Origin of the sequence: Olivibacter jilunii (assembly GCF_900607235.1) — a bacterium.
Classification (GTDB): Bacteria; Bacteroidota; Bacteroidia; order Sphingobacteriales; family Sphingobacteriaceae; genus Olivibacter; species Olivibacter oleidegradans.
In genome coordinates this window covers 115,709-142,706 of record NZ_LR027857.1, presented here as the reverse complement: position 1 = coordinate 142,706, position 26,998 = coordinate 115,709, and the positions used below count along the sequence as shown (strand labels likewise).

General features: G+C 42.1%; 14 protein-coding genes and 1 pseudogene. All 15 read left to right on the top strand.

The features are described from left to right. The 15 genes and pseudogenes from E0E36_RS24250 to E0E36_RS24180 all read left to right on the top strand — a co-directional run bounded on the left by E0E36_RS24250 (position 1) and on the right by E0E36_RS24180 (position 26,996). The gene (locus E0E36_RS24250) at positions 1-1,554 is read left to right on the top strand and encodes a RagB/SusD family nutrient uptake outer membrane protein (RefSeq protein WP_207303805.1); all 1,554 of its coding nucleotides are present in this window, start codon (positions 1-3) and stop codon (positions 1,552-1,554) included. A 12-nt stretch (positions 1,555-1,566) separates the two neighbouring features. Next, entirely contained in the window at positions 1,567-3,060 is a 1,494-nt protein-coding gene (locus tag E0E36_RS24245; RefSeq protein ID WP_130858122.1) for an aryl-sulfate sulfotransferase, read from the top strand. A gap of 11 nt (positions 3,061-3,071) precedes the next feature. Next, the gene (locus tag E0E36_RS24240; protein ID WP_130858121.1) at positions 3,072-6,059 is read left to right on the top strand and encodes a glycoside hydrolase domain-containing protein; all 2,988 of its coding nucleotides are present in this window, start codon (positions 3,072-3,074) and stop codon (positions 6,057-6,059) included. Positions 6,060-6,081: 22 nt separating this feature from the next. Next, positions 6,082-9,183, top strand: a complete 3,102-nt coding sequence (locus E0E36_RS24235; protein WP_130858120.1) for a DUF5107 domain-containing protein — start codon at positions 6,082-6,084, stop codon at positions 9,181-9,183. A gap of 274 nt (positions 9,184-9,457) precedes the next feature. Then, complete coding sequence (locus E0E36_RS24230) at positions 9,458-10,033, top strand: RNA polymerase sigma-70 factor (protein WP_130858119.1); 576 nt, start codon at positions 9,458-9,460, stop codon at positions 10,031-10,033. Between the two features lie 80 nt (positions 10,034-10,113). Next, a complete protein-coding gene (locus E0E36_RS24225; RefSeq protein ID WP_130858118.1) occupies positions 10,114-11,100 on the top strand; it encodes a FecR family protein in 987 nt (328 codons plus the stop codon). A gap of 11 nt (positions 11,101-11,111) precedes the next feature. Beyond that, entirely contained in the window at positions 11,112-14,477 is a 3,366-nt protein-coding gene (locus tag E0E36_RS24220; RefSeq protein ID WP_130858117.1) for a SusC/RagA family TonB-linked outer membrane protein, read from the top strand. A 33-nt stretch (positions 14,478-14,510) separates the two neighbouring features. Next, positions 14,511-16,052 (top strand): SusD/RagB family nutrient-binding outer membrane lipoprotein, encoded by a 1,542-nt coding sequence (locus E0E36_RS24215; RefSeq protein WP_130858116.1) that lies wholly within the window; start codon positions 14,511-14,513, stop codon positions 16,050-16,052. Positions 16,053-16,361: 309 nt separating this feature from the next. Further along, the gene (eat, locus tag E0E36_RS24210) at positions 16,362-17,663 is read left to right on the top strand and encodes an ethanolamine permease (protein WP_013663974.1); all 1,302 of its coding nucleotides are present in this window, start codon (positions 16,362-16,364) and stop codon (positions 17,661-17,663) included. After that, positions 17,660-19,018 (top strand): glutamine synthetase family protein, encoded by a 1,359-nt coding sequence (locus E0E36_RS24205; protein WP_130858115.1) that lies wholly within the window; start codon positions 17,660-17,662, stop codon positions 19,016-19,018. The genes eat and E0E36_RS24205 overlap by 4 nt, the downstream gene beginning before the upstream one ends. Before the next feature lie 126 nt (positions 19,019-19,144). Next, the gene (locus tag E0E36_RS24200; protein ID WP_130858114.1) at positions 19,145-20,281 is read left to right on the top strand and encodes an iron-containing alcohol dehydrogenase; all 1,137 of its coding nucleotides are present in this window, start codon (positions 19,145-19,147) and stop codon (positions 20,279-20,281) included. Between the two features lie 307 nt (positions 20,282-20,588). After that, positions 20,589-21,287, top strand: a pseudogene (locus E0E36_RS24195) (gamma-glutamyl-gamma-aminobutyrate hydrolase family protein); the annotation flags it as partial. Positions 21,288-21,678: 391 nt separating this feature from the next. Further along, positions 21,679-23,049 carry an aldehyde dehydrogenase family protein gene (locus E0E36_RS24190; RefSeq protein ID WP_130858112.1) on the top strand — a complete coding sequence of 457 codons (1,371 nt, stop codon included), beginning with the start codon at positions 21,679-21,681 and terminating at the stop codon, positions 23,047-23,049. 275 nt (positions 23,050-23,324) lie between these two features. Further along, positions 23,325-25,874 carry a phosphocholine-specific phospholipase C gene (locus E0E36_RS24185; RefSeq protein ID WP_130858111.1) on the top strand — a complete coding sequence of 850 codons (2,550 nt, stop codon included), beginning with the start codon at positions 23,325-23,327 and terminating at the stop codon, positions 25,872-25,874. A 387-nt stretch (positions 25,875-26,261) separates the two neighbouring features. Then, the gene (locus E0E36_RS24180) at positions 26,262-26,996 is read left to right on the top strand and encodes a (Fe-S)-binding protein (RefSeq protein ID WP_130858110.1); all 735 of its coding nucleotides are present in this window, start codon (positions 26,262-26,264) and stop codon (positions 26,994-26,996) included. Positions 26,997-26,998: the final 2 nt, after the last annotated feature.

Sequence of the window (26,998 nt, the reverse complement as noted above, 5' to 3'; positions counted from 1 at the left end):
ATGAACTTCATAAAATTAAGCCACCGTTTTTTATGCCTCGCAACAATATGGGCTACGATTAGTGCTTGTACAAAATTGGAACCTGAGCTATACAGCGATTTGACTACCGAAAATGCGTATTCCTCGGAGAGTGATATAAACGCGGCATTAACTGGTACTTATGCGAGTCTAGGGCCTTACCCGGGTGATGCCTATCTTTACTACGCGGGCTATTTGGTGATGATTACCGATTACGCAACCGATATGGGTTTCTCTACTGCGGCTGGTAATCCGACCCATTTGAGCAATTTTTCTTACGACGAAAACAATCGCTATTTTAAGAATAACTGGCAAAATATGTATCAGGTTATAGCGAATGCCAATCTGTTGATTGATAATATTACCGCTGTATCAGGGATGAGCGATGAAAATAAAAACCTTGTGATAGGACAAGCTCGTTTTCTAAGGGCATTGGCCTATAATGACCTAACGGATGCTTGGGGGCCGGTACCTTTGATCACTTCCACAAAAAATCCAGCGGAAAGTTATAATACACCTTTATCTGCCGTTGAACAGGTAGATTCTTTAATTCATGCGGACTGCCTTTTCGCAGCGGAGGTGCTCCCGGAAAGCTGGACGAGTGAGCTAGGCTTAGCACGCGCAACTAAAGGTGCAGCGCTAACACTTTTAGGTAAAAACTATATGCGCGCCCATAACTATGAGCAGGCAAAAGTATACATCGATCAAGTGCTTGCGCTACGTGATAAGGGCGTTTATACCTTAAATCCCGATTTTAAAAACGAATGGTCCGAATCAAACAAAATGGATAAAGGTATGATATTCGGTATTTTACATGAATCATCACTCAATGGTGGTGAAATTGCCAACCATTTCGGTCCTACTGATCACCAAGAGGTGACTGACCGTTGGCAGTATTACGGGGTTTCTTTACAATTCTGGCGTAAGTTTGATGACCGCGACCCACGAAAGCAGTTCTTCTACTATAATTATGAAGGAAAAGCGGCAAGAGACGGGTCTACTACACACGGGTTTTACTATACGATTCCAAACCCTGGACAAACCACCGCGCCCAATGATACCACAAAATTATTGCAGAACGTAGCGACTAAGAAGTACTCTTATGAAATGGTGAACAGTTCGTACTTGGACGGACGAACCATCCAGGTATTTCGTATAGCCGATGTAATCTTGTGCAAAGCTGAAATCGAGAATGCATTATCAGGCCCATCAGCGGGTCTACCCTACATCAATGAAATCAGAAAAAGAGCAGGGGCTCCACTTTTAGGCGAAAGTGCCGATTTTCCAGCTCCTGCAACGAAGGAGGAGTTTGTTAACGCACTGGTTGACGAGCGTGGTTTCGAGCTCGTTTTTGAGTACAAGCGTAAAGCAGATTTGGTGCGATTAGGTAAATATGAAGAAGTATGCAATGCTTATCTAAAAGCCCGTGGCATGACGCCGAAGGTTACCGAAAAGCTTCGCTATTTTCCATATCCCTTAGATGAAGCGAACCTGCATCCTGAAATGGCAGCAGCCAACGCCCAACGTTTACCCTAGCACTTTTTTAGTATGCGTATACTCAAAATTGTTATCGGAGCCCTTGTAATAGCCGTCTTGTATGCCTGCTACTATTTTTATAGTCAATATGTTCAGCTAGTTAACATTCAGTTGTCTTCGCCGGATAACTCTGCCATCAAGGAGGATATTCATGTAAAATTGAATAGACCAGCGGCGGCCTATGTAGAATATTGGAGCGCGAATGGCGAGCACTATTATACCCCCGTAAAAGGCGAGAAAAAAGACCATATCTTCAATCTCTTGATGTTGGATGCCGATACCGACTATCACTACCGTATTGTGCTCGATCGGTTGATTCCGGTAAAATCGAAAGTCATGCGTTTTAAAACGCGAAAGCAATCGCCTTGGATGGTGCATGACTGGATTAAAGAGGAACATCCCCATGATCCTCGGGCAATGGGCGATGGGTTAACGATGCTTTGCTATCGGGAGTTTCCGGGATACATTGCCATGGTTGATGGAAAGGGAGCAATCAAGTGGTACTGGCAAGACGAAAAGATGGGGGTACGGATCGCTTCGCTTACTCCCCGTGGTACTATATTGGCGCTCTTAGCGCCGGTAGGGAAGGACGAATTCTATAAGCCGGAACCTAACAAAGCTTTTGTAAAAAGTGGTATGGGATACAGCTTACGGACTGGTAAAATGGGTTATATGGGCGGAACGGAGCTCGCTGAAATTGATCTCACCGGGCGGGTGCGTTGGCGATTGAATGTAGATAAGCTTGGATTAATTGTGCACCACGATTTACGTATGGATAAGGCCAATCACATTGTGGCGGTTGTTCGGGATTATATCTTGCCGGAAAAACAGACGGGAAAATCTATCGATACCTTATGGGGTGATGGTATCGTCGTAATGGATACGACCGGGAAGGTATTAAAAAAATGGTCGACATGGGATCATTGGGATTTGGCAAAAGATAGACGGTTAGACAGCTTAAAACATGATCGATTTCATATTAATACCATCTCTTTCGACAAAGACAGCAATTACCTGGTGTCGTCTCCTATCGAGAATCAAGTATGGAAAATCAACGCTCAAACAGGAAAAACCATGTGGCGATTGGGACAGGGCGGGGACTTTCAATTAGATGCTTCCGACTTTTTCTATTTTCAACACGCGCCGCATATCAATAAAGACGGTGATTTAATGCTCTTCGATAACGGCGATTTTTCTCCTCGGGACTCTTCTACCGCAAATAAGAAATCCAGAGCTTTATCTTTTTCCCTGGATGAGAAAAGGAAAACAGCATCAAAAAAATTGGATGTTCCGCTGCCTGGCAAACAATACACAGCAAGAATGGGAAGTGCTTATTTACTGCCTAACGGGAACGTGCTGCAAACCAGTTCAAAGACAGGGAGCGTTTTAATATCCGATAAACAAGGGAAAGTGCTATGGGAGTTGAATACCTATTTTATACCTTATCGCGCGGAGTATGTGCCGGCCAAATTTTGGCAGGATTATGTAAAAATGAAGCCGGATTAAAAAAGCCTAAAATGGATACTAAAACAATGCGACTGACAATTACTGTTTGCTTATTAATCCGCGGTTTAATAGCTTGGGGCCAGCATCCCTATCCACCGGAGAAAGCTAAATGGAACGCTGATTCATTGGGTAATCAACGAGCGGTACTGCGGGTTGACGGAGGGGATAAACTCGTGAAAGCCTCCATAGCATGGAGAAACCGACAGGTGAAGGCAAATCAAGGCCTGATAATCGTTGATAGCACAAACAACCAACTGGTGAAACCTATAGTTTATGGCCCGATGTCTGAGGAGGGAGGCGACTTTGCTTTTGAAGCGACATCAGGTTCGGGGATTTACTATGTCTATTATTTACCTTATCAGCTAGGTGGTAGAAGCCGATATTATCCCGACGCGATATATCTCAGCCAGCCTCCTGACGATCAGGCATGGGCAAAGATCAAAACCAATAATGAAGCGAAATTTCTTCGATTCGAATCAGTAGATGAATTTAATCGGAACGATCCCATGGAACTCATCGCTACGAAAGCGGAAATCCAAGCTTACTTGAAAAAGTACACAAATGAAAACTATTTTATCTTTCCCGAACTGTACACGCATCCGATTAAGATGCGATCACATGTGCCGAAGAAGTGGATGGAGACGAACCTGGTGGCGGCTCTAAAGGGCGAAACGGAGCGAGGATGCTATTACGCTTTTCAGCTAGGTATATGGTCGGCAAAAACCGATTTGAAAAACGTAACGGTCCGGTTTTCATCCTTAGAAAGCGAAATGGGAACAACATTGCCGGCAGAAGCATTTGATTGCATCAATACAGAAGGAACGAGTTATAAAGGGAAGCCCTTCTCTGCTACAGTTAACGTTCCCTTGTCAAAAGTTCAGGCGCTCTGGTGTGGGGTTCACATTCCTGAAGATATTAAACCCGGGACTTATCAAGGCTTTGTATACGTTCGTCCTGCCAACGCACCGGAGAAAAGGGTAGCCCTCAGCCTTAAGGTTGGGCCGACCGTGGCTCGTAACAAAGGGATAGATGAACCCTGGAAAATGACACGACTGCCTTGGCTGAACTCCACTTTAGCACAGGAAAACACGGTGATAAAGCCCTATATCCCCCTTGTGGTATCGGGTGACACTGCTATCTCCCTTTTAGGAAGGAAGCTTATTCTCGATCGAACCGGGTTCCCGAAACAATTGATAAGCTATTTTACACCGGAGATGACGAGTGTCGGTAAAACCTCGACAAGCTTGTTAACCGAGCCCATTCATTTTCATGTGAAACGTAAGGTAGACGGCAAAGATATAGCATTCAAGACTCAGGGACTTTCTTTTAAAGAAAAGCAGGCTGGAATTGTAAGCTGGGAAAGCCATCACGTTTCGAACGAACTGCGAATGGAGGTACAAGGTTCCTTAGAGTTTGATGGTTTTGTCAGTTATACAGTCGGGCTTATTGCAAGGAAAAATATAACCTTGCAGGACATTGCAATGCACATACCTTATAAACCGGAAATGGCTTCCTATATGATGGGACTTGGGATGAAAGGCGGATATAGACCGGAACAGGTTGTTTGGAAGTGGGATGTCGCTAAAAAGAACCAAGATGGCGCCTGGATTGGTAATGTAAACGCGGGGATGCAGTTTTCGCTACGGGATGAGAACTATACAAGGCCGCTGAATACAAATTTTTATTTGCAAAAGCCTCTATTACTCCCAAAGTCGTGGGGTAATAACGACAAGGGAGGTATTGATATAAGTATGAAGGGAGCTTCCGTGTTAGTGAATAACTATAGCGGAGAGCGAACTATGCGTGCCGGCGATACGCTTTACTATAATTTTACCTTATTACTTACACCTTTTCATCCACTCAATACGGAGGCGCAATGGAATGAACGTTATTTCCATGCTTATAAACCGGTTGATACGGTGAAGCAAAGTGGGGCGAATGTGATCAATATTCATCATGGCAATGCCTTGAACCCCTACATTAACTATCCCTTTATTGCCACGAAAGCAATGAAGGCTTATATTGATTCGGCTCATCGCGTAGGACTTAAAGTGAAAATTTACAATACGGTGCGAGAAGTGTCCAATCGGATGTATGAGCTCTACCCCTTCCGTAGTTTGGGACACGAAGTGTTTTCTCCTGGCCCGGGGAAAGGCTACTCCTGGCTACAAGAGCATTTACATGACGATTATATTGCGGCTTGGTTTGTACCTTTGTATAAAGATGCGGCTATTATTAATAGTGGTATGAATCGTTGGCATAACTATTATGTGGAGGGGATGAATTGGTTGGTTGATCGGATCGGTATAGATGGTATTTACTTGGATGATGTGGCTTTCGATCGCGTAACCATGAAGCGCATTAAGCGGGTTATGACTAAAAATGGCCATCCCGGTTTAATTGATCTGCATTCAGCGAATCAGTATAACGAGCGTGATGGCTTTAACAATAGTGCGAATCTCTATCTTGAACATTTTCCCTATATCAATAGGCTTTGGTTCGGCGAGTATTTTGATTATGAAAATAACAAGCCGGATTTTTTTCTAACAGAAGTGAGTGGCATTCCTTTCGGGTTAATGGGGGAGATGTTGCAAGATGGGGGCAATCCCTGGCGCGGTATGATTTATGGCATGACTAATCGGTTACCCTATCAAAAAAGTGGCCCGCAGGCACTTTGGAAAGCTTGGGATGATTTTGGAATTAAGGGGTCTCGAATGATTGGTTACTGGGTTGAAACTAATCCGGTAAAAACGAGTAGTCCGCAAGTTTTAGCTACCGTTTACAAAAAGGAGAAAAAGGCAATGATTGCCTTAGCCAGTTGGGAAAATAAAAACGTTCTGGTTGACTTGGTGATTAATTGGGAAAGTTTAGGAATTGATCCTGCCAAGGCACTAATTCGGGCACCTCAGATTGATGGTTTTCAAGCGATGCGAATTTTCAAGATAGGCGACAAAATCCCGGTCAATCAGAATCAAGGTTGGCTGTTGATCATCGAATAATGAATCTATTATTGACGAACTCATGAAGCGTATCTATATCGTATTATTCGGTTTGCTTCCATTGCTAACAAGAGCACAAGGAGAAGCAAGCATAAGAGAACTCAAAAAGATTTACATAACCTACCCTTTTTCGGACCCTGACCCTATTCCTTCTGAAAAGATCTATCCATATTTCCGATTTGACGGTTTTACTGATCAAGCTGTATCCAAAGAATGGAAGGTGGTAGAGCTGGAAAATGAGTTTCTGAAAATACAGATTATGCCAGAGATAGGAGGAAAAATTTGGACTGCCTATGATAAAAAGAACAAGCGGGATTTCCTGTATAATAATGGCGTTGTAAAATTTCGGGACATTGCCATGCGTGGCCCTTGGACAAGCGGGGGAATTGAAGCCAATTACGGAATTATCGGACATACACCCAACACCTCTACCCCCGTAGACTACCTTACGCGGGAGAATAAAGATGGTAGTGTCAGCTGCTTTATCAGCACCTTGGATTTGTTAACGAGAACGAGATGGACTATTGAAATAAAATTGGAAAAGGACAAGGCTTATTTCTCCACGCGATCTTTTTGGACAAATTCAACACCGCTGGAGCAAGCTTATTACACGTGGATGAACTTGGGGATACCGGCGGGTACGGACCTACAGTTTCTCTACCCGGGATCACACTATATTGGGCACGATGGGGAAAGTCATCCTTGGCCTATTGATACAGCCGGTAGGGACCTGTCATTTTACAAAGAAAACGATTTCGGGGGTTCTAAGTCGTATCACGTGTTAGGCGTCCATAGCAATTATTTTAGTGCCTACTGGAAAAATAGCGATTATGGCATGATTCATTATGCTAATAGAGAAGAAAAATTAGGAAAGAAAATTTTTCTGTGGGCGCAATCGGGGGAGGGTAAAATGTGGGAGCAGCTATTAACAGACAAGAGTGGGCAATATGTTGAGATTCAAAGTGGACGTCTCTTCAATCAAAATATGTTTAAAAGTAGCTTTACACCTTTTAAACAATTAGGATTTGCTCCTTATCAGACTGACCAGTGGCTAGAATACTGGTACCCTTATCAAGGAATAGGAAAACCGTCCACCAGTCGTCCTTTAGCTACGCTGAATATAAGTAGTAAAAATAATAGTATACGACTGCGACTGCTGGCAAATAGTCCAATTCGTGATAGTTTGATTGTATACAATGAAGCGGATGAAACGATCACTTCTTGCTTTGTTGAGCTGAACACCGGAGAAACGCTCGAGCGGGATATCCCCTCTCCCTCTTTAACCTCTGTCGCGAAAGTAAAGTTGCAAGGAGAAATATTTGATTTGGCGGAGCAGGAAAAGCAAAATGTACTCAACAGACCATCGAGAAAACCGGTTGCGTTGGATAGCAGTTCAGCTTATGGATTATACTTGCAGGGAAGGGACTTAATGCGTTTTAGAAGTTATCGTGAGGCTTTCCCAAAGATTAGGGAATCTTTAATGCGTGAACCCTTCTTGTTACCCGCGTTGGTTGAAATGGCAAAGTTAAAAATTTTCCATCTCGAGTATGACTCCGCCTATATATACGCACAGAAGGCATTAAGTGTGGATACTTATCATGGAGAAGCCAATTATTATTATGGCTTAGCCGCAGCGCATTTGGACAAAGTGTACGATGCGCTAGATGCTTTCGAAGTGGCCTCGCTTGATCCTGCATGGAAAAATGCAGCTTATACGCAGCTCAGTGCGCTATATATAAGAAGGAAAGAATTTTCAAAATCCTTGGAATACGCGGGAAAAGCATTGAAGTGCAATCAAGATAATGTGTTTGCGCTTCAACTGCAATATATAGGCGCAAGATTATGCCAACGAAAGGCATTGTGCGATACGGTAAAACGACGGTTAGCTGACTTAGATCCCCTCAATCACTTTTTGCGTTTCGAACAATATTTTGCCGAAAGGTCAGATACCACTCGCGAGGCTTTTGTGTCTTTAATACGTAATGAACTGCCCGTAGAGACTTATTTGGAGCTCGCTATATGGTATGCTAATCTCCAATTAAAAGAAGAGGCATGCGAAGTGCTGGAGTTAGCTCCGAAAAATGCAGAAATATTATACTGGCTGGCCTGGTTGAATAGGAACAATCCTACAGAAAGTGAGGCCTGGTTGAAGCAAGTAGGTCAAGCTGATTTAATGCGTAACTTTCCCTTTAGGGAAGAAAGTGCAGCTATATTTGATTGGGTAATAAAAGAACATCCTTCTTGGCAAGGGTTCTATTTGATGGCTTTGCTCCAACAATTTAGAAATAATCCTTCGGTAGCGCGGCGTTTAGTCCAGGAGGTAAATGAGCCGGTTGATTTTGCGCCCTTTTATGTTTTAAAGGCGCTGCTTTCCGACTCCACGCAGTCTAGTGATGTCTTGGTTAACATAAGAAAAGCAATTGAAATTGACAAAAACGAATGGCGTTATGGACAATTAATGGCAAAGTATTTACTGGCGGATCGACAGTATATCGCCTCGGAAAAAGTGTTGCGAAACTATTATGAAAAAAATCCCGAAAACTATGTCATAGGTTTAGATTATGTACGTGCGCTTTTATTGAACAAAAGACTGAAAGAGGCCGAAAAAGTCTTGCAAGAAATTCGCATTTTGCCTTTTGAAGGAGCTACCGATGGGCGGAAGTTATATGAGCAAACTAAACTATTACTGGCATTAGAAGCATTCAATAATAGGAAATTTGATCTAACACTGAAAAAGGTACAGGAGGCTAAGTTATGGCCTGTTAATTTAGGTGCCGGTGAACCTTACTTAGAGGAGAAAGACGAACGTATCGCGGATTGGATCGCTGCAGAGGTTTACAGGAAAATGCAAAAACCAGATTCCTGTAGACGTATCTTGGAAATGATGGCGGCGAGCAAGGGTGTGCTGTCATATCCCGTCTCATTGTTACAGGTTGCTGCCCTTGTAAAATTGGGAAGAAAAACAGAAGCGGCTCGGTTGATGCAGTTGTGGACCACAAAAAGAAAGCGTGAAAAGCTGGAAGCAATTGATGAAAAATTAGTGAAAAATGCGTTAGGAGGAGAAGCTAATGTGTTATTGCTTATCAACCTCATCTTCAATAAAAGCGATGAGCGACTGTTTTAAAGGTGATTGATTGGTTCAACTTGTTACATAAGTTAACATGTTTATTCTACGCAATCGATTGCGTTTATTTGGTATTTTGAAAAGCGCTAATCGAATTTTAATATTGTCTATATTATCGTACTAACCAATAAATATCATATAAACTGAAAGGGAGATAACCTGTTCCTTTGAAGCAATGTTTTTAATATGGAAGTGAGAAAATTCTTATTAAGTTGATAGGAACTTAAACCAGATTAAACATACCCGTGTTAGGTTTGCCAACTAATTTGATACAATGGATACTCGAATAATAGCGATACGCGCAGGGAATCAAAAAGCTTTTCGGTTGTTTTATGACGACTTAAAGCATCCTATATATAATTACGCTTTCCGTTTCTTTCGATCTGCTATACTTGCTGAAGAAATCGTGCAAGAAGTATTCATGCAAATATGGAAACACCGGGCCACACTCGATCCAACACAAAGTGCAAAAGCGTATACCTATCGCATTGCGAGAAACTTGATCTATAATAAATTGAAGGAAATCGTACGCCATGAAGAGTACATCAACCATGTTTTTTATAGTCATGCAGTAAGTCACGAGGCGGTAGAAGACTCTTTGGACTATAAGGAGCTTCAACAACTATATGAGGAAGCGATTAGTAAATTACCGCCGCAGCGCCAACTAATTTTTCGAATGAGTCGTATTGAATTTCTTTCTCACGAAGAAATAGCGGATCAACTGGCTATATCTAAAAATACGGTAAAAGATCAGATCGTGAAAGCGCTTAAGTTTATTAAACAATATATGCTAGCCCATACGGAGTTCACAATGGGGCTTATTGGTGCCTTGTTTCTGATGAATACATGATTTCTAAAATAAACTAAAAAATTTTCACCTTGAATCGTCCTTCTCCTTCACTTCTTTGTATGAGATGATAAAAGAAGTATATGAGCAATCAGCAGGTCAAGAGTCTCTATTTAAAATTTATGAAAGGCGAGTGTACACCCGCTGAGATAGAGTTGTTGATAGAACTTTTGCAATCGGTTGATGATGTGGAAGGTTTGCCAAGCTTAGAAGAGGTGGAACAGACGCTACCACAACAGGAATCATTAGCAGATGCGTCCAGTGATCGTATTTTTAATGCGGTCCTCTTCCAGAACAGTCTAGTTACTGATGTTGAAAGAACAAAAAAGCGTCAAACGAATTGGTTGATCGCTGCAGCTATCATTTCGCTCCTTATTTTAGCCAATTTTGTATTCTACCTTTCAAAACCTAGTAAAATCATATACCAAACAGATTTTGCAAAAAAAGAGAAGTACCAATTACCGGATGGTACCAAACTATTGCTCAACGCTAATACAACTATTGAAATTAATGAGACCTTTTTGACCGATAAGGAACGTGAGGTGTGGATCTCGGGCGAAGCTTATTTTGACGTTGCTCAAAATAAAAATAAGCCCTTTGTTGTGCATACAAATACCGGGATGGATGTTTATGTATTGGGAACAACTTTCAATTTAAAGGCAAGATCAACCGAAACACATCTCGTACTCAATAGGGGGAGTGTAAAGGTATTTCCGGAGGCACAGCAGGATAAAGCTCAACTATTAGTGCCAGGTGAGATCGCGCATTTTCATGCAGAGGAAGCAAGAGTGGTCAAAAGTGTCACGGATACGATGTATTTTTCTGCCTGGCAATATAATCTTCAATCTTTCAAGAATGAGCAGTTGAGAAATGTCGCTGCCAGTATGCAGGATATTTATGGTTACCGTATTGATTTTACCGAAGAGACCTTAAAAAACATGCATTTTACGGGGGCCTTACCTACCAACGATATTAATAAGGCAATAAAGACGTTGGCAGCTGCACTTGATTGTACAATCAATAAAGAAAACGACAAAATAATAATATCAACCAAAAGATTAATTAACTAAAACGGAGAGGTATGAAACAATTTTTACTAGGCATAAAAATGCCTACAGTGCTCCTTATTGCCCTGATTTTTGGAAAATTATCCATGGCAAATACTGAAGAGCAACGGATTCCCTTTCGGGATTTATTAAGCTCTTTAGAGCAAAAATTTAATGTACGGTTCAATTACAGCGCCGATTTAATAGGTCCGACGATGGTTGAACGCCCGGATATGAGTAAAGTAAAGAAAGCCAATCTAATTACATTTCTAGAGAATCTGGCGGCAGGTAAAGTCAATATTGAAAAAATTGACGAAATGTTATATGTGGTAAAGCCGGTAAAAATTGAAAATAAAGAGAACACTGAACATACAGTGATCAGCAATCATCATATGAAAACAGTTCAAGAAGAGGTTGCCGGCACGGTAAAGGATGCGACGGACGATTCCTTGCTTCCAGGGGTTAGTGTGCTTGTGAAAGGGATGGACAGGGGGACGATAACGGATGCTTCCGGAAGGTTTGTATTGAGGGATGTTCCGGATGATGCTATTATTGTCTTTTCTTATATGGGCTATCAAACCATAGAAGAACCAATTGGAAAGCGACAGCTCATCCATGTTAGTTTACGTCGAAGTGAAAGTCAACTAGAAGAGGTGGTGGTAACAGCATTAGGAATAAAAAGAGAAGAGAAGTCGTTGGGTTATGCGGTACAGAAAGTATCAGGTGAGGAGCTACAAACTGTGAAGGGCGTCGATGTAGGAACTTCTTTAAGTGGCAAGGTTTCAGGGCTAGTAGTAAAAAATTCAACCGAATTCAATGCACGTCCAACGATTGAGCTCCGTGGCGAAACGCCAATTATCGTAATTGATGGGGTGCCTTATGGGAATATGACCTTACGCGATATCCCCACCGATGATATTGCCGATATGAATATCTTAAAAGGAGCAACAGCCTCTGCTTTATATGGTTCCAGGGGAGGAAGCGGTGCGATTATTATTACTACCAAAAAAGGTAAGGCTAAAGGATTCTCCATCGATGTAAACAGCAATACGATGACTCAAATGGGATTTCTGGCCATTCCGAAAGTGCAAACTTCTTACGGTCATGGTATCAACGGTGCTATTGCGGACGACTATGTGTGGGGACCGAAGTTGGATATAGGGCAAACTGCTGAACAATGGAATCCATTGACGAAACAATACGAGGATATGCCTTTAGTATCCAGCGGAAAAGATAATCTAAAAAACTTTCTGGAAAGAGGTATTATCACTAATAATAACGTAAGTATTACGCAAACCGGAGAGCATGGTTTTTTCAGAACCAGTTTGAATCATATTCTCAATAAAGGACAATACCCTAACACCAAGTTGAATATTATCAACTTTACAAACAGCGGTGAAATGAAGTTGGGAGATAAAGTTACCATCGGTGCACAAACGGGTTATACGCGGCAAAACGCCCCACAAATATGGGGTACGGGTTATGGCAACCAGGGCTATCTCTATCAGATCCTGATGTGGACCGGCCCCGACTATGATATCCGTCAATATCGAGATTATTGGATTACCCCTCATCAGCAACAGAACTGGCTTTACGATGCCTGGTATGATAATCCTTATCTCATTGCTTATGAAAAGTTAAACGGTATCACACAGAATAAACTGTATGCCAGTTTTAATGCCAATTATCAGGTCAACAAAAATCTGAACATTTTATTTCGTACCGGTTATGATTTCTATAGCAATCAAGAGACAATCCGGAATCCGATTGGTATCAATTCAACAAGAAGTAATTTTTATGTCGGAAGTAGTTACATCTCATTCAATTCACTTGGGACTTATGGTATCAACAAAGATTGGGGCTTTAGCACCAATAACGATTTTATCGTAACGTATAATAACAGTTGGGGTAAATTTGGCTTGAATGCGCTTGGGGGTGGGACAATCTATTACTATAATGACCGTAGTTTAGATGCAGCCACACAGAACGGGTTAAGCGTCCCTGGATGGTATTCGCTGGCCGCATCTGTGGATAAAGCGCTGGTGGCCGAGACTGAATATCGAAGACAAATCAACAGTGTCTTTGGTAAGGCCAGCTTCTCTTGGGATGATGCCGTTTTTATTGACGTAACCGGGCGTAATGACTGGAGTTCCACGCAATCAAAAAATCAGCGATCCTATTTCTATCCGTCCATAGCAGCAAGCTTTATTCTCTCTGAATACCTGAAATTGCCACAGGCATTTGATATGATTAAATTAAGAGGATCTTGGGCAGTGGATAAGTCGCCATTAGATGTTTATGCGAATAACCGTACATATACGGTTACACCAGGCGCTTGGGACAACCAAAACACGGCCGGCTATCCAAGTAATTTATTGGGAAAAAGCTTGCTGGCAAATGCGCATCGAACGTATGAATTTGGGGGAAACATTGCGTTGCTTCAGAAGAGAATCGGATTAGATATTACTTATTTTAATAAATATTACTATAACCAACAGGAGGAAGTTACCATTTCTTCTGCTTCGGGGTTTACCAAAACACTGATCAATACCGATGAAACGTATGAGCGAAGGGGCCTCGAAATTACTTTGAGCGGAACACCGATTAGAAATAGCAATTTTGAATGGAATACCGCAATCAACTGGTCAAATAACCACCAATACTATGTGAACCTAGATCCGGTTTATTCCTCCGATGATTTGTGGACCAAAAAAGGCGCAAGAAAAGATGTTTATCTTAAAAACAAATGGGAACGCGACCCGGAAGGAAATATTATCCACGTAAATGGTATTCCGAAAAAAAGTGATTATCAGAGCAAAATGGGGTATGGCGATCCGGATTTCATGTTCGGCTTTATCAATAATTTCCGCTTGGGAAATTTTAATCTAGGTATTACCATCGATGGACGTATTGGTGGCCTTATGTATAACTATATCTGGGATAAAATGTTTGATACAGGAGCGAACCCTGAGACAGATAACCAGTATCGCTACGATGCGGTCGTGAATGGTTTATCAAATTACGTGGGGCAGGGGGTGAAAGTAGTTTCAGGCGAGGCTACCTACGATAAGTATGGACGAATTACCAGCGATACCCGCGTCTATACTGCAAATGATGTACAGGTGAATTATCAGGACTATGCACAGTCGTTAAGTGGAGGCGATAAAGAACACGGTGTACAAAATCAGTCTTTTGTAAAACTCCGCGAAATATCGTTAGGATACAACTTCCCTGCTAAACTTTTAGCTAAGACTCGTATTAAGAGTGCTTCGGTCTCATTGACCGGTCAAAATGTGCTGTTATTCACTAAGTTTAAATTTTCAGACCCTGACGTCTTTACAGAGAATCTAAATTCTCCCTCACAACGAATGTTGGGCTTGAATATACGTCTTGGTTTTTAATATATACTCGTTGTACCATAAAAGTAGATTGCAATGAAAACAACTATGATAAAATATATGAGTTTGGTAGGAATATTGGCTACCTTCTTATTTTCCTGCTCCAAGTTTGAAGAAATTAATACCAATCCAAACGCTACTGATCAAGTAACGGCCGGTATGCTAGCCAGCAATATGATCCTCGATATTACCCGATCGGATATCAGTACACAAAAATCTTTTATGCAGCCGTTTATATTGGCTAAGTATGTGACTTGGCAAGAAGGGCAGGAGTCTTTTCAATATAACCGAATTACCCGGGGAAGCTTTGGCCGACTCAGCCTATTGCGCAATATTGAACCCATGATCGCTTATGCTCAAACTCCGGAACTGAAAAATTCATATACCGCCCTCGGACATTTTATCCGAGCTTGGCAGTCCTTTATTTTAACCATGCAAATGGGCGATATACCCTTTTCTGAGGCGACTAAAGGCGAAACGGAAGGAATTATAAAACCGAAATATGATACGCAAAAAGAAGTGTTTCTAGGTATTCTTAATGAGTTGGATGAAGCACATAAGCTTTTTGGACAGGGGGTCGACTTTGAAGGAGATCCGATCTACCAAGGGAGTAAGGATCAATGGCAGCGTCTGGTTAATAGCTTTGAATTATACGTACTGCTAAACTTATATAAGAAAACGGATGACCCCGACTTGTCGGTAATTTCACGTTTTCAGGATATTGTCAATTCCAGGCCACTGATGCGCAATTATAATGATAACTTCGCTTTAACTTATTTGGATAAGGATGGTCAAAAATATCCTTGGGTGAATATCAATAGCTCCAATCCGTTTACAATATACCCCATGCTTACGGCTAATTTATTGGAACCATTGAAAGCGATGCAGGATAGGCGCTTGTTTTACTATGCAAAGCCATCATCGGTTAAGCTTGCTGCAGGACTTGAGGTCTCGGATTGGGATGCATACCCCTCTGTTGAAGCATCTGCTTCTTTCAATAGCTTACAAGGAATACGGGCTTCCAAGGATTTTACCGATTTGAATGATCGATACGCCGATCTATTTAATGCGGAACCCGTAGGACAGTTTACTTATTGGGATTTACAATTTATTCTCGCTGAAGCAAGTTTACGGGGTTGGGTCAGTAACTCGGCTGTGAATTATTATAATGAGGGTATTACAGCCTCCATGCAATTCTTGGCTAGTCACACGCCCGACAATGAGAAGTACCACCATAATATGCAGATTACAGACGGCTATATTCAGACCTACCTAAATGCTAACCCGTTAAAGGGAGCAATGGAGCAGCAGCTGGAACAAATCATCACCCAAAAATATGTAGCAGGCTTTCTTCAAGATTGTGATTATTTTGCCTGGTTCGAAAATCGCAGAACAGGGTACCCTACTTTTATTTTGAACCCCGCAACTAATCTAAATGATCCGACTACTTCCTTTCCCAAAAGATGGCTATATCCTGCTGACGAACTAAATTACAACGGAGAAAATGTTGCTGCCGCCATTCAAAGGCAATTTGGAGGCAATGATAACGTCAATCAAGAAATGTGGGTGCTGAAATAAATATGGAACGGTGTAAAAAGGACCAGCTCCAATACATATCTTATAGAGCGCATTATTATATTGTTACGTGCTGATTTTGATGTTTTTATCCTATATTTAACCATCCGGTATTTAGACGGGTTTCGTATAGGGCCACCAAAATCAGGATCGTGGATGGAATGAAATTGTAATAAAGAAGGCCGTCTAAAAAGTTTTTTAGCGCAAATGGTGATGCAATTATTAAGGAATACTTTTTAGACGGTCCTAAACCAATAATAACTGAAGGAATAAGCCGTGGGGTCGCATTTTTTACATTGAAGCCAAAATTGGATGACTAATACATTAAAAAAAACACTTACACCTTTCTCTCTATGGGCTTTGGGAGTTGGCTATGTTATTTCAGGTATGTATTTCGGCTGGAATTTAGGTTTGGAAAAAGGCGGCACCCTAGGAATGGCCCTGGCCACGCTGATCGTGATGTTGATGTATATCGCTTTTACTTTTAGTTATAGCGAACTTGCCTGTGCCATTCCAAAAGCCGGTGGCGTTTTTGATTATGCAGGAGCTGCGTTGGGAAAGGATATTGCTTTTCTTGCCGGTATCGCACAAACGGTTGAATTTGTGTTTGCACCGCCAGCCATTGCCTTTGCTATCGGTGCCTATTTTAATGCCTTCTTTCCGGAAGCTCCTATTCTACAAACAGCTATTATTGCCTACGTACTTTTTACTACACTAAATATCATAGGGATTAAAGCCGCTGCCACTTTTGAATTAGTCATTACTATTCTTGCTGTCAGTGAGTTATTGATCTTCGTTGGAATTGCTGCACCTCATTTCAATGCAGCCGGTTTTGTACAAAATCCCTTACCGCATAACTGGTCGGGCGCCTTTGCTGCCATCCCTTTTGCTATCTGGTTTTTTCTCGGTATCGAGGGAATTGCAAATGTAGCCGAAGAAACTAAAAATCCGCAACGGGATATTAAAAAGGGTTTCGGTTGGGCAATCTTGACGCTTGTGATGCTTTGTGTGCTCGTATTCGTTTCCTCTGTAGGCGTGGCAGGTTGGGAAGCTATTGTTTTTAGGAATGGTGTAAATGGGGAAACTTCTGATTCGCCATTGCCTCTTGCGCTATCGCACATTACAGGAGATAACCATATTTTATATCATTTACTGATAACGGTAGGCCTATTCGGATTGGTAGCCTCTTTTCACGGATTAATCTTGGCCGCAGGGCGATCGACCTATGAAATGGGAAAAGCAAACAATTTTCCTCCTTTTCTTGGTAAAATTTCAAGCAAATACCGAACACCAAGCTATGCATTGATCTTAAACATGATACTGGGAATATTGGCGCTCCTTTCCGGAAAAACAGCAGAAATCATTACCCTCTCCGTTTTTGGGGCATTAACCCTATATGTTGTGTCAATGATAGCGCTTATCAAGTTAAGGCGTGTTCAACCCGAATTGTACCGCCCCTTTAGAGTCCCCTTGTATCCGATTTTTCCCCTCATGGTTTTAGTCATTGGTGGTATTTCCTTGCTTGCCATGTTTGTGTACAATGTGAAAATAGGATTGGTGTACTTGCTCATTATGTTATTATCTTATGCACTATTTAAAGTATTCAAAAAATGACGACACAAGAAATAGAAGAATATGTTAAACAGCATCCCGGCGGTCGGGTCAAAATTGCCGCATCGGATATCGATGGTATTCTCCGAGGGAAGTACATTTCAGTAGATAAATTTCTTGCGGTCTTAAAGGGTGAGCTTGGTTTTTGTGATGTAGTATTTGGTTGGGATGCGCATGATGTCGCTTATGATAACAGTAAATTTACCGGTTGGCATTCGGGGTATCCTGATATGCCGTTAAAGATCGATTTGAATACTTTTAGAAAGGTGCCATGGGAAGCGAATGTGCCCTTTTTCCTGGGCGACTTTTTTGACGAGCGGGGAACGGGGGCGGTCGTTTGCCCGCGGCAATTGCTGAAGCGGATTATTAATGAATGCATGCAATTGGGATACAAGCCTTTTTTTTCGCAGGAGTTCGAATGGTTTAATTTTGAAGAGACACCGCGAAGTTTAGAGCAGAAAGCCTTTCAAAACCCAATACCGCTAACACCGGGAATGTTCGGCTATTCTATTTTAAGAAGCTCGTTAAAAAATGATTTTTTTCATGATCTTTTTGAATCGCTAACTAAGTTTGGTGTACCCTTGGAAGGCTTGCATACGGAGACAGGTCCAGGAGTTTATGAGGCAGCAATCACCTATGCAAATGCGTTGGAAGCGGCTGATCGGGCTATATTGTTCAAAACGGCAGTAAAAGAAATTGCTTATCGACATGGTATCATTGCTTCTTTTATGGCTAAATGGAAAGCGGATTTGCCTGGCTGTAGTGGTCATGTACATCAAAGCCTGTGGGATGAAGATGGACAGGAAAATTTGTTTTACGACAAATCAGAAGTAAACAAAATGAGCGAATTGATGAAGCAATATGTTGCGGGACAATTGTTCTGTCTGCCCCATATGCTGCCATTGTTAGCGCCGACCATTAATAGTTATAAACGCTTGGTAGAAGGTGCTTGGGCGCCTACAACGCTAACTTGGGGGTTGGATAATAGGACAGTAGCACTCCGAATCCTAGCGTCAGGGAAGAAAGCAACGCGAATTGAAACGCGGGTTGTCGGTTCTGATACCAATCCTTATTTGGCTATTGCAGCTTGCCTGGCGGCAGGCTTATATGGAATAAAACATCAACTGCAGCTTAACCAGGCTGCTACGCTTGGAAACGGTTATCAGGATCATTCAAATGGAAATTTGCCGACGAATCTATGGGAAGCAACCGCTCAGATGAAACAATCGCCGATTGCACACGAGCTTTTTGGATCGGATTTCGTGGAGCATTTTTGCTGTACACGTGAATGGGAATGGCAACAGTTTGCCAAAGCAGTAACCGATTGGGAATTAAAAAGATATTTTGAGATTATTTAAGAAAATTAAAAATTAAAAAGCGGTAAAGTTAAACGATGAAAGCTAATAGGTATAAGGTAAAGGAAGAGAGATCCTCACAACTCATATGAATAACTAACAACTAATAACCAGCAACAAACAACGAAAATGATTTACCAATTCAACATTCCCACAACGATCCGTTTTGGCTGTGGGGCTATAAAGGAATTACCGGCTTACTTAATCGAGCAGGGCTTGAAAAGGCCTTTACTCGTGACCGACCCGACCATTGCCCAGCTGGATTTTTTTGCTGAGATCGTGAGGGACCTTAACTTAAAAGGAATTCACCTGGAAGTATTCTCCGATATTCATAAAAACCCGGTGAAATCGGATGTATATAAAGGGACTGATATTTGGGATCAAACCGATCGTGACAGTATTGTTGGTATTGGTGGTGGCGCTGCTTTGGACATCGCTCGCTCAATCGTACTGCGTGTCAATCACCGAGACGATTTGTTTAAATACGATGACTTGGTTGGAGGCGACGTGTATGTGACCAACAGCGTTCCTCACTTTATTACGGTTCCGACCACCGCAGGTACCGGTAGTGAGGTGGGAAGGAGCGCCATTATTGCTGATGACGAGACGCATCAAAAAAAGATCCTGTTCTCGCCTAAATTGATGGCCAAAATCGTTTTTGCAGATCCCTTGTTAACCATGGGTTTGCCACCTCATATTACGGCTGCAACGGGTATGGATGCCCTTACTCATAACATGGAAGCTTTCTTGGCCAAAAATCCGAATCCAATCTGTGATGGTATTGCACTTGAAGGGATGCATTTAATTGCTAAATCACTTGAACAGGCTGTGTTGAGGCCAAATGAACAGGTGCGGAGTAATATGTTAGTAGCGTCCATGATGGGGGCAATTGCTTTTCAAAAGGGTTTAGGCGTGGTGCATTCATTAGCACATCCCTTATCTTCGTTATTGGATACGCACCATGGATTGGCTAATGCTGTCAATATTCCTTACGGAATGGCTTTCAACATAGCCGGCAATGAGGATAAGTTTAAACGTATTGCCCAAGCTTTACAGCTTCGCGAAGAAGCAGGAGAAGGGGTAATAAAGTACCTCTTTGAATTAAATGAGCACATCGGGATTCCGAAAAAATTACGGGATATAGGTGTAAAAGAAGAACATATAGAAATACTGGCTGATTTGGCAATAGCGGATTTTGCACACCCGAATAACCCAAAGCCCGTAAGTAGAGAAGATTTTAAACGATTATATCAGCAAGCATTTTAATTTGGTTGAGTAGTTATTGTTAAGTAGTTAAGATGTTGAGTAGGGAAATAGCGCTAGACAAAAGACACCTGCCTGCCGGCAGGCAGGTAGGCATCAAGACATAAGACAATAAAGCTGTCTCGGCATTTGTTGGCCTGCCGGTAAGTTAGTGTCTTGATACCAAAATGGGTGCTAGCCTAAAGCTTATAGCTTAATAATTAGTCAATTGGTCGATAATTCGTCATAACTACTTAACCATTCAACGACTAAACTATTTAACTACTATTGGAAAGCACTACTTAACCCAAAGCTAACAACGAACAGCAAAGCGATGCAAAACAAAAAAATCATAGGAATGACGGATGGCAGAATGTACGATCTCTATGCCAATTGGATAAAGGGGGCCGATGCTAGTATAGAGATTATTCGTCTGGGATATAGTTTGGATAATCTAAAGGAGGTTGAAGTCTGTCAGGCGATAGTTTTCACGGGAGGAGAGGATGTACATCCTAAATACTACAACAAATTAGAATATCTTTCCTATTGTGTGCCCGTTGATTTCGATGAAAAGCGTGATGCTTTTGAATGGCAATTGCTGCGATTGGCTGAGAAACGTGAACTTCCAATTTTAGGGATATGCCGTGGCTTGCAACTAATTAATGTGTATTATGGAGGGACGCTGATTCCGGATCTAGCTTCTTGGGGAAAATTTGGTCATGCTAAATTACCCAACGGCTCACTTCCCAACCATTCGATCAATGTGGATCCCTACACCTTGCTATTTAAAATAACAGGGGCTCGCGAGGGTGTAGTTAACAGCTTGCATCATCAAAGTGCAGATCGGATAGGTAAAGGCCTGGTAGCTTCCGCTGTTACCCGAGACGGTGTGGTAGAGGCGCTGGAACGAACAGATGCTAAAGGGAAGCCCTTCTTACTGCTGGTACAATGGCATCCCGAACGAATGGAAGATGCTTCAAATCCCTTTGTGGAAAATATCAGGGAATCTTTTTTGGTAGAAGTTAAGTAGTTAATAGTTAGTAGTTAATAGTGAGTAGTGTCTAGGGGTTTCATAGGACGTAAGAGATGCTCACTGAAGTGAGTTGCAGGTGATGAATTTAGAGTTGTGAGTTGCTGGTTGCTGGTTGTGAATTACCCGTTGCGAGTTTTTTTCGTCATGTCGAGTGGTGTGATTGGGATAATAGGAGGCGAGTCGAGACATCAGTATGAAATTTTTTTGTGAGGGGTTAGTGTAGTAGCAGTTACGGTTACACTAACGAAAGCCGACTGCTGATATCTGAAAGCTGGATAAGTTGTGAGAAAGGCTTGTGCGACTGAAAACTGACCGCTGATTGTAGATAGCTAAAGTGTGTGATGAATCGCTTTTTTACTTTTTACTTTTGAATTTTTTACTTAACAAAATGAATATCATTAATCCAGCAACTGAGGAGGTAATTGCTACTGTACAGGTAGATTCTCCTACTACGTTAGAAGAGAAATATAGGCGGCTACTTGCAGCTCAACAGATTTGGGCCCAGCTGCCATTAGGAGAGCGGATAAATACGCTTATCCGGTTCGCGGCACTTTTGGAGGCTGAGTCGGCCTCTCTTGCTGAAATATTAACAGCTGAAACCGGTAAACCGTTGCAACAAGCAAAAAATGAGATTAAAGGTGCGATAAGCCGAATTAATTGGTTAACTACAAATGCAGAACGCTATCTGAGCGATGAGCTCATGCAGGAAAATGGGACGGTGCGCGAATGCATATCCTATGAGCCTCTAGGTGTTATCGGAAATATTTCCGCTTGGAACTATCCGTATTTGGTAGGGGTAAATGTGTTTGTGCCCGCCCTGATAGCCGGTAATGGGGTATTATACAAACCGTCTGAATATGCGACGCTGACGGGACTAGAAATCGATAGGCTGTTAAAAAAAGCAGGCGTACCGGATCACGTCTTTCAATTGGCGATTGGTGATGGACCAGTGGGAAAAATGATGCTAGATATGGAGCTCGCCGGTTATTTCTTTACGGGCTCATATCATACCGGTAAGTATATCTACGAACAGGTATCTCAAAAGATGGTGCCTTGTCAGCTCGAATTGGGCGGAAAAGATCCGCTTTACATCGCCAATGATATCAGCAACATAAAAGCAGTAGCAGAAGCAACAGCGGATGGTGCCTTTTATAATAATGGACAGAGTTGTTGTTCGGTCGAACGAATTTATGTCCATCAAGACATTTATGATGAATACCTCGATTATTTCGTACAGCAGGTAAAGGCATGGACAGTGGGTAATCCATTAGATGATGATGTTTACTTCGGCCCGTTAACGAGAAAGCTACAAATTAACATATTGGAAGCGCAAGTTAACGATGCATTAGCAAAAGGCGCGAAATTGCTTTGTGGGGGTAAAGCCATTGATGGGAAAGGGTTTTACTTTGAGCCAACAATATTGGTTGATGTGACACATGACATGCTTATCATGAAAGAAGAGAGTTTTGGTCCTATCATAGGAATCATGAGCGTAAGATCGGATGAGGAAGCCTTATCGCTGATGCAGGATACTGATTATGGATTAACAGCAGGTATATATACCGATTCAGAAGCGCGCGCCGTTTCTTTACTGAAAAAAATTGATGCCGGCTCTGCCTATTGGAATTGTTGCGATCGCGTAAGTGCAGCAGTTCCTTGGAGTGGTAGAAAGCATTCTGGTATTGGTTCGACACTTTCGCATCAGGGGCTACGGGCCTTTACCAAGCCCAAAGCCTGGCATTTGGTAGGTAGTAAATAGGGAGTTGGGAAATAGTTAAGTAGTGATGAGTGTTGAGTTATGAACTATGAGTGATGAATTACGTTGCCAGACTTAAGTCAAATATCGAACACCTAATGTTGATAGCTAATAGCTAAAATGAGTGATAAATCGCTTTTTATTTTTTACTTTTTACTTATCCTGATACCTATGTCTTGCTACTTACATCTTGATACCAAATTCTGTGCTCGCAACTCACAACTGGCAACTCATAACTCAAAAGGCTGTCTTAATACTTGATACTTATAGCTAATAAAATGGAAAATAGAAGAGACTTTATAAAGAAAGCCGCATTTTTAGCGGGAAGTACAGGTCTGTGGAATGCATTGCCAAAGTCATTACAAAGAGCTTTGGATATTAATCCTGCACCAGGTAGTACTTTTTATGATGCTGAGCACATCGTCTTGCTCATGCAGGAAAACCGATCATTTGACCATTGTTTCGGAACATTAAAAGGCGTACGTGGGTTTAACGATCCCCGAGCGATCAGATTGCCGAATAAAAACCTAGTTTGGTTGCAGTCGGACCCGGCAGGGCATACCTATGCGCCATTTCGGCTCAATATGAAGGAAACAAAATCCACCTGGATGGGAGGCCTTCCGCATTCATGGGAAAATCAAGTGGATGCTCGGAACAATGGTAAGTATGATGGATGGTTGAAGGCAAAGCAATCGGGAAATAAAGCATACAAGAATATGCCTCTTACCCTGGGTTATTTTAACCGCGAAGATATCCCGTTCTATTATGCCTTTGCAGATGCCTTCACTGTTTGTGATCAACATTTTTGTTCGTCCCTGACGGGTACAACAACGAATCGCCTTTTCTTCTGGAGTGGAACGCTGAAAGGGGCGGCAGGCGAGCAGGCGAATGTGAGAAACTCAGACGTCTATTATAATAAGGAAGTGAGTTGGAAGACTTTTCCTGAACGATTGGAGGAACATGGCGTAAGCTGGCGGGTATATCAGAATGAATTGAGTATACAGACTGAGTTGGAAGGCGACAGGGAATATTGGTTGTCCAATTTTACCGATAACAATTTGGAGTGGTTTAAACAATATCACGTACGTTTCAGCACCGGTCATCATCGATTCCTGACAAAACGGTCGGAGCAATTGCCGGCAGAGATTACGGAGTTGGAGGTACAGATCAAGAAAACGAAACCGAATCAAGTACAAAGCCTCAAAAAGAAATTGAACCAAAAAAGAGAACAGCTGTCCAAATATAAAGAGGAGTTGGCCAAGTATAATCCCGAGAATTTTGCAAAGCTCAGCAGCTTTGAACAACAGTTACACCAAAGGGCCTTTACCACCAATATCAACGATCCAAACTATTACAATATTGAGGAAGTTTCCTATATTGATGGGGGTGAGGAAAAGAAAATGCAAGTGCAGAAAGGGGATATCCTACATCAATTTAGAGCGGATGTAAATTCCGGGAAGCTCCCAACCGTATCGTGGTTGGTGGCACCCCAGGCATTTTCGGACCACCCCAGTTCACCTTGGTTTGGTGCATGGTATGTGTCCGAAGTGTTGGATATCCTCACCAGAAATCCCGAAGTCTGGAAGAAAACGATCTTTATGCTTACCTATGACGAAAACGATGGATATTTTGATCATGTGCCGCCGTTTGTCGCTCCTAACCCTAATGATATCGACAGTGGTGCGGTTTCAGAAGGCTTGGATACGCGTGATGAATATGTGAGTATGGAAGAGGAACGCAAACGAGATGGAATGGATAAAGATGACCTTCGGGAAAGTCCCGTTGGTTTGGGATATCGCGTACCATTGATCATTGCATCTCCGTGGACACGTGGGGGCTGGGTTAACTCCGAACTTTGTGATATTACCTCTACGATTCGTTTCATGGAAAAGTTCTTGGAGAAGAAAATAGGAAAGCCAATTAGGGAGACGAATATTAGCAGTTGGCGGCGCGCTATTACAGGCGATCTGACCTCCGCATTCCGCCCTTACAACGGGGAGACGCTATCCTTACCTGGTGCTGTGAAACGCAATGAATTTGTACAATCGATCTATAAAGCAAAAGTGAAGGACTTGCCAAAGGGCTTTAAGGAACTGAAGCAAGATGAGATTGCGTTCATTAATAAACATCCTTTTAATTCGCCTTTATTACCCCAACAAGAGAAAGGTATAAAAAACTCGAATGCTTTACCCTATGAGCTTTATGTTGAAGAGAGGCTGGTAGATTCAAAGGCTGTTGAACTTACTTTTCTTGCAGCGGATGAGATTTTCGGTGAAGGGGCCGCTGGTGTAGCTTTTAATGTTTATGCTCCCGACAAATACCTGAAAGAGAGCGCTAGGAGCCAACCAATATGGGAAGCAGTAAAAACATGGGCCTTCGCTGTGAAAGCGGGGGGTAGACTAAGCTACCAATGGCCGTTCGACCGTTTTGAAAATAAGCAGTATCATTTACAGATTTATGGGCCTAACGGCTTTTTTCGCGAGCTGAAAGGCACCGAAATGGATGATGTGATTTCGGTACAATGCCTATATGAAAGACAAAAAGATGCGAAACAGCTGACTGGCAATATCGAACTGCAATTAATGGGGACCCAAGGAGGGTTGGAAGTGGAACTGAAGGATTGGTCGTACGGTAAAGGCCTAATTCGAAAAAAAATAAAAAATAACGAAATTGTCAAGATCGTTATGGATACATCAAAAAGCTACGGTTGGTACGACTTTTCTTTGTTTATTAAGGGTCGGCCAACATTTGAGCGACGCTATGCGGGCAGGGTGGAAACGGGCGCCGACTCAAAAAGCGATCCATTTATGGGAAGAATGGTGGAATAGTTGAGTAGTTAAGTTGTTGAGTAGGAAAGTAGTTAAGTAGTGATGAGTGTTGAGTTATGAACTATGAGTGATGAATTACGTTGCCAGACTTAAGTCAAATATCGAACACCTAATGTTGATAGCTAATAGCTGAAATGAGTGATGAATAGGGCGTCTTGCTACCTGATACTTACCTGCCTACCGGCAGGCAGGTGTCTTAATACCTAAGCAAAGCGGACTGACCATGACAGTTGTTTGGAAAAGAATGCGTTATTTTGTTTTGATTTTATGGAGGGGTGATAAAACCTAGTAAAGATAGCTTAATAAATAGTAAAGATCGCAAAATGAAGCTATATTGAAAGTTCTTTACTTTGTATTTCTATCCTTTTTAACTAAACAAAATAACACATGGAGGTTGCCTTATTTGTACCATGTTATGTAGACCAATTTTATCCGGGAGCAGCACGAGCGACACTTGAACTCTTAGAAAAGCTAGGGGTGAAGGTTTCTTATCCTGAGGGACAAACCTGTTGTGGACAGCCAATGGCCAATTCAGGCTATGAGCACCTTACCGGAGGATGTAATGAGAATTTTATCAAACGTTTTCAGGGATATGATTATATAGTTTCACCTTCAGGAAGCTGTGTCTTGCACATAAAAGATCACCTGCACTCGGATCAGTCTCCTACAATAAGCAACGAGGTTCGCGAACGTGTCTATGAATTAACCGAGTTCCTTACTGATATTTTAAAAGTAACAGCGCTGGACGCCCGTTTTCCGCACCGTGTAGGCGTGCATCAAAGTTGTCACGGGCAACGGGGCTTGATGCTTTCGCAGATGAGCGAACTAACTGCCGAGCCCTTTTCAAAACCCGGTAAACTGCTTAGTATGGTAAAAGATATCGAGCTAATTGAACTGGATCGGAAGGACGAGTGTTGCGGTTTCGGTGGAACTTTCTGTGTAGCAGAAGAAGCCGTATCGGTAAAAATGGGTAAAGATCGCGTGGCCGATCATTTGCGGCACGGAGCTGAGTTTATAACAGGAGCGGATATGTCCTGCCTTATGCATATGGAAGGTATTCTTCGTAGACATAAAAGTGCTACCAAAGTGATACATATTGCCGAGATATTGAATAGTCAGTAGGT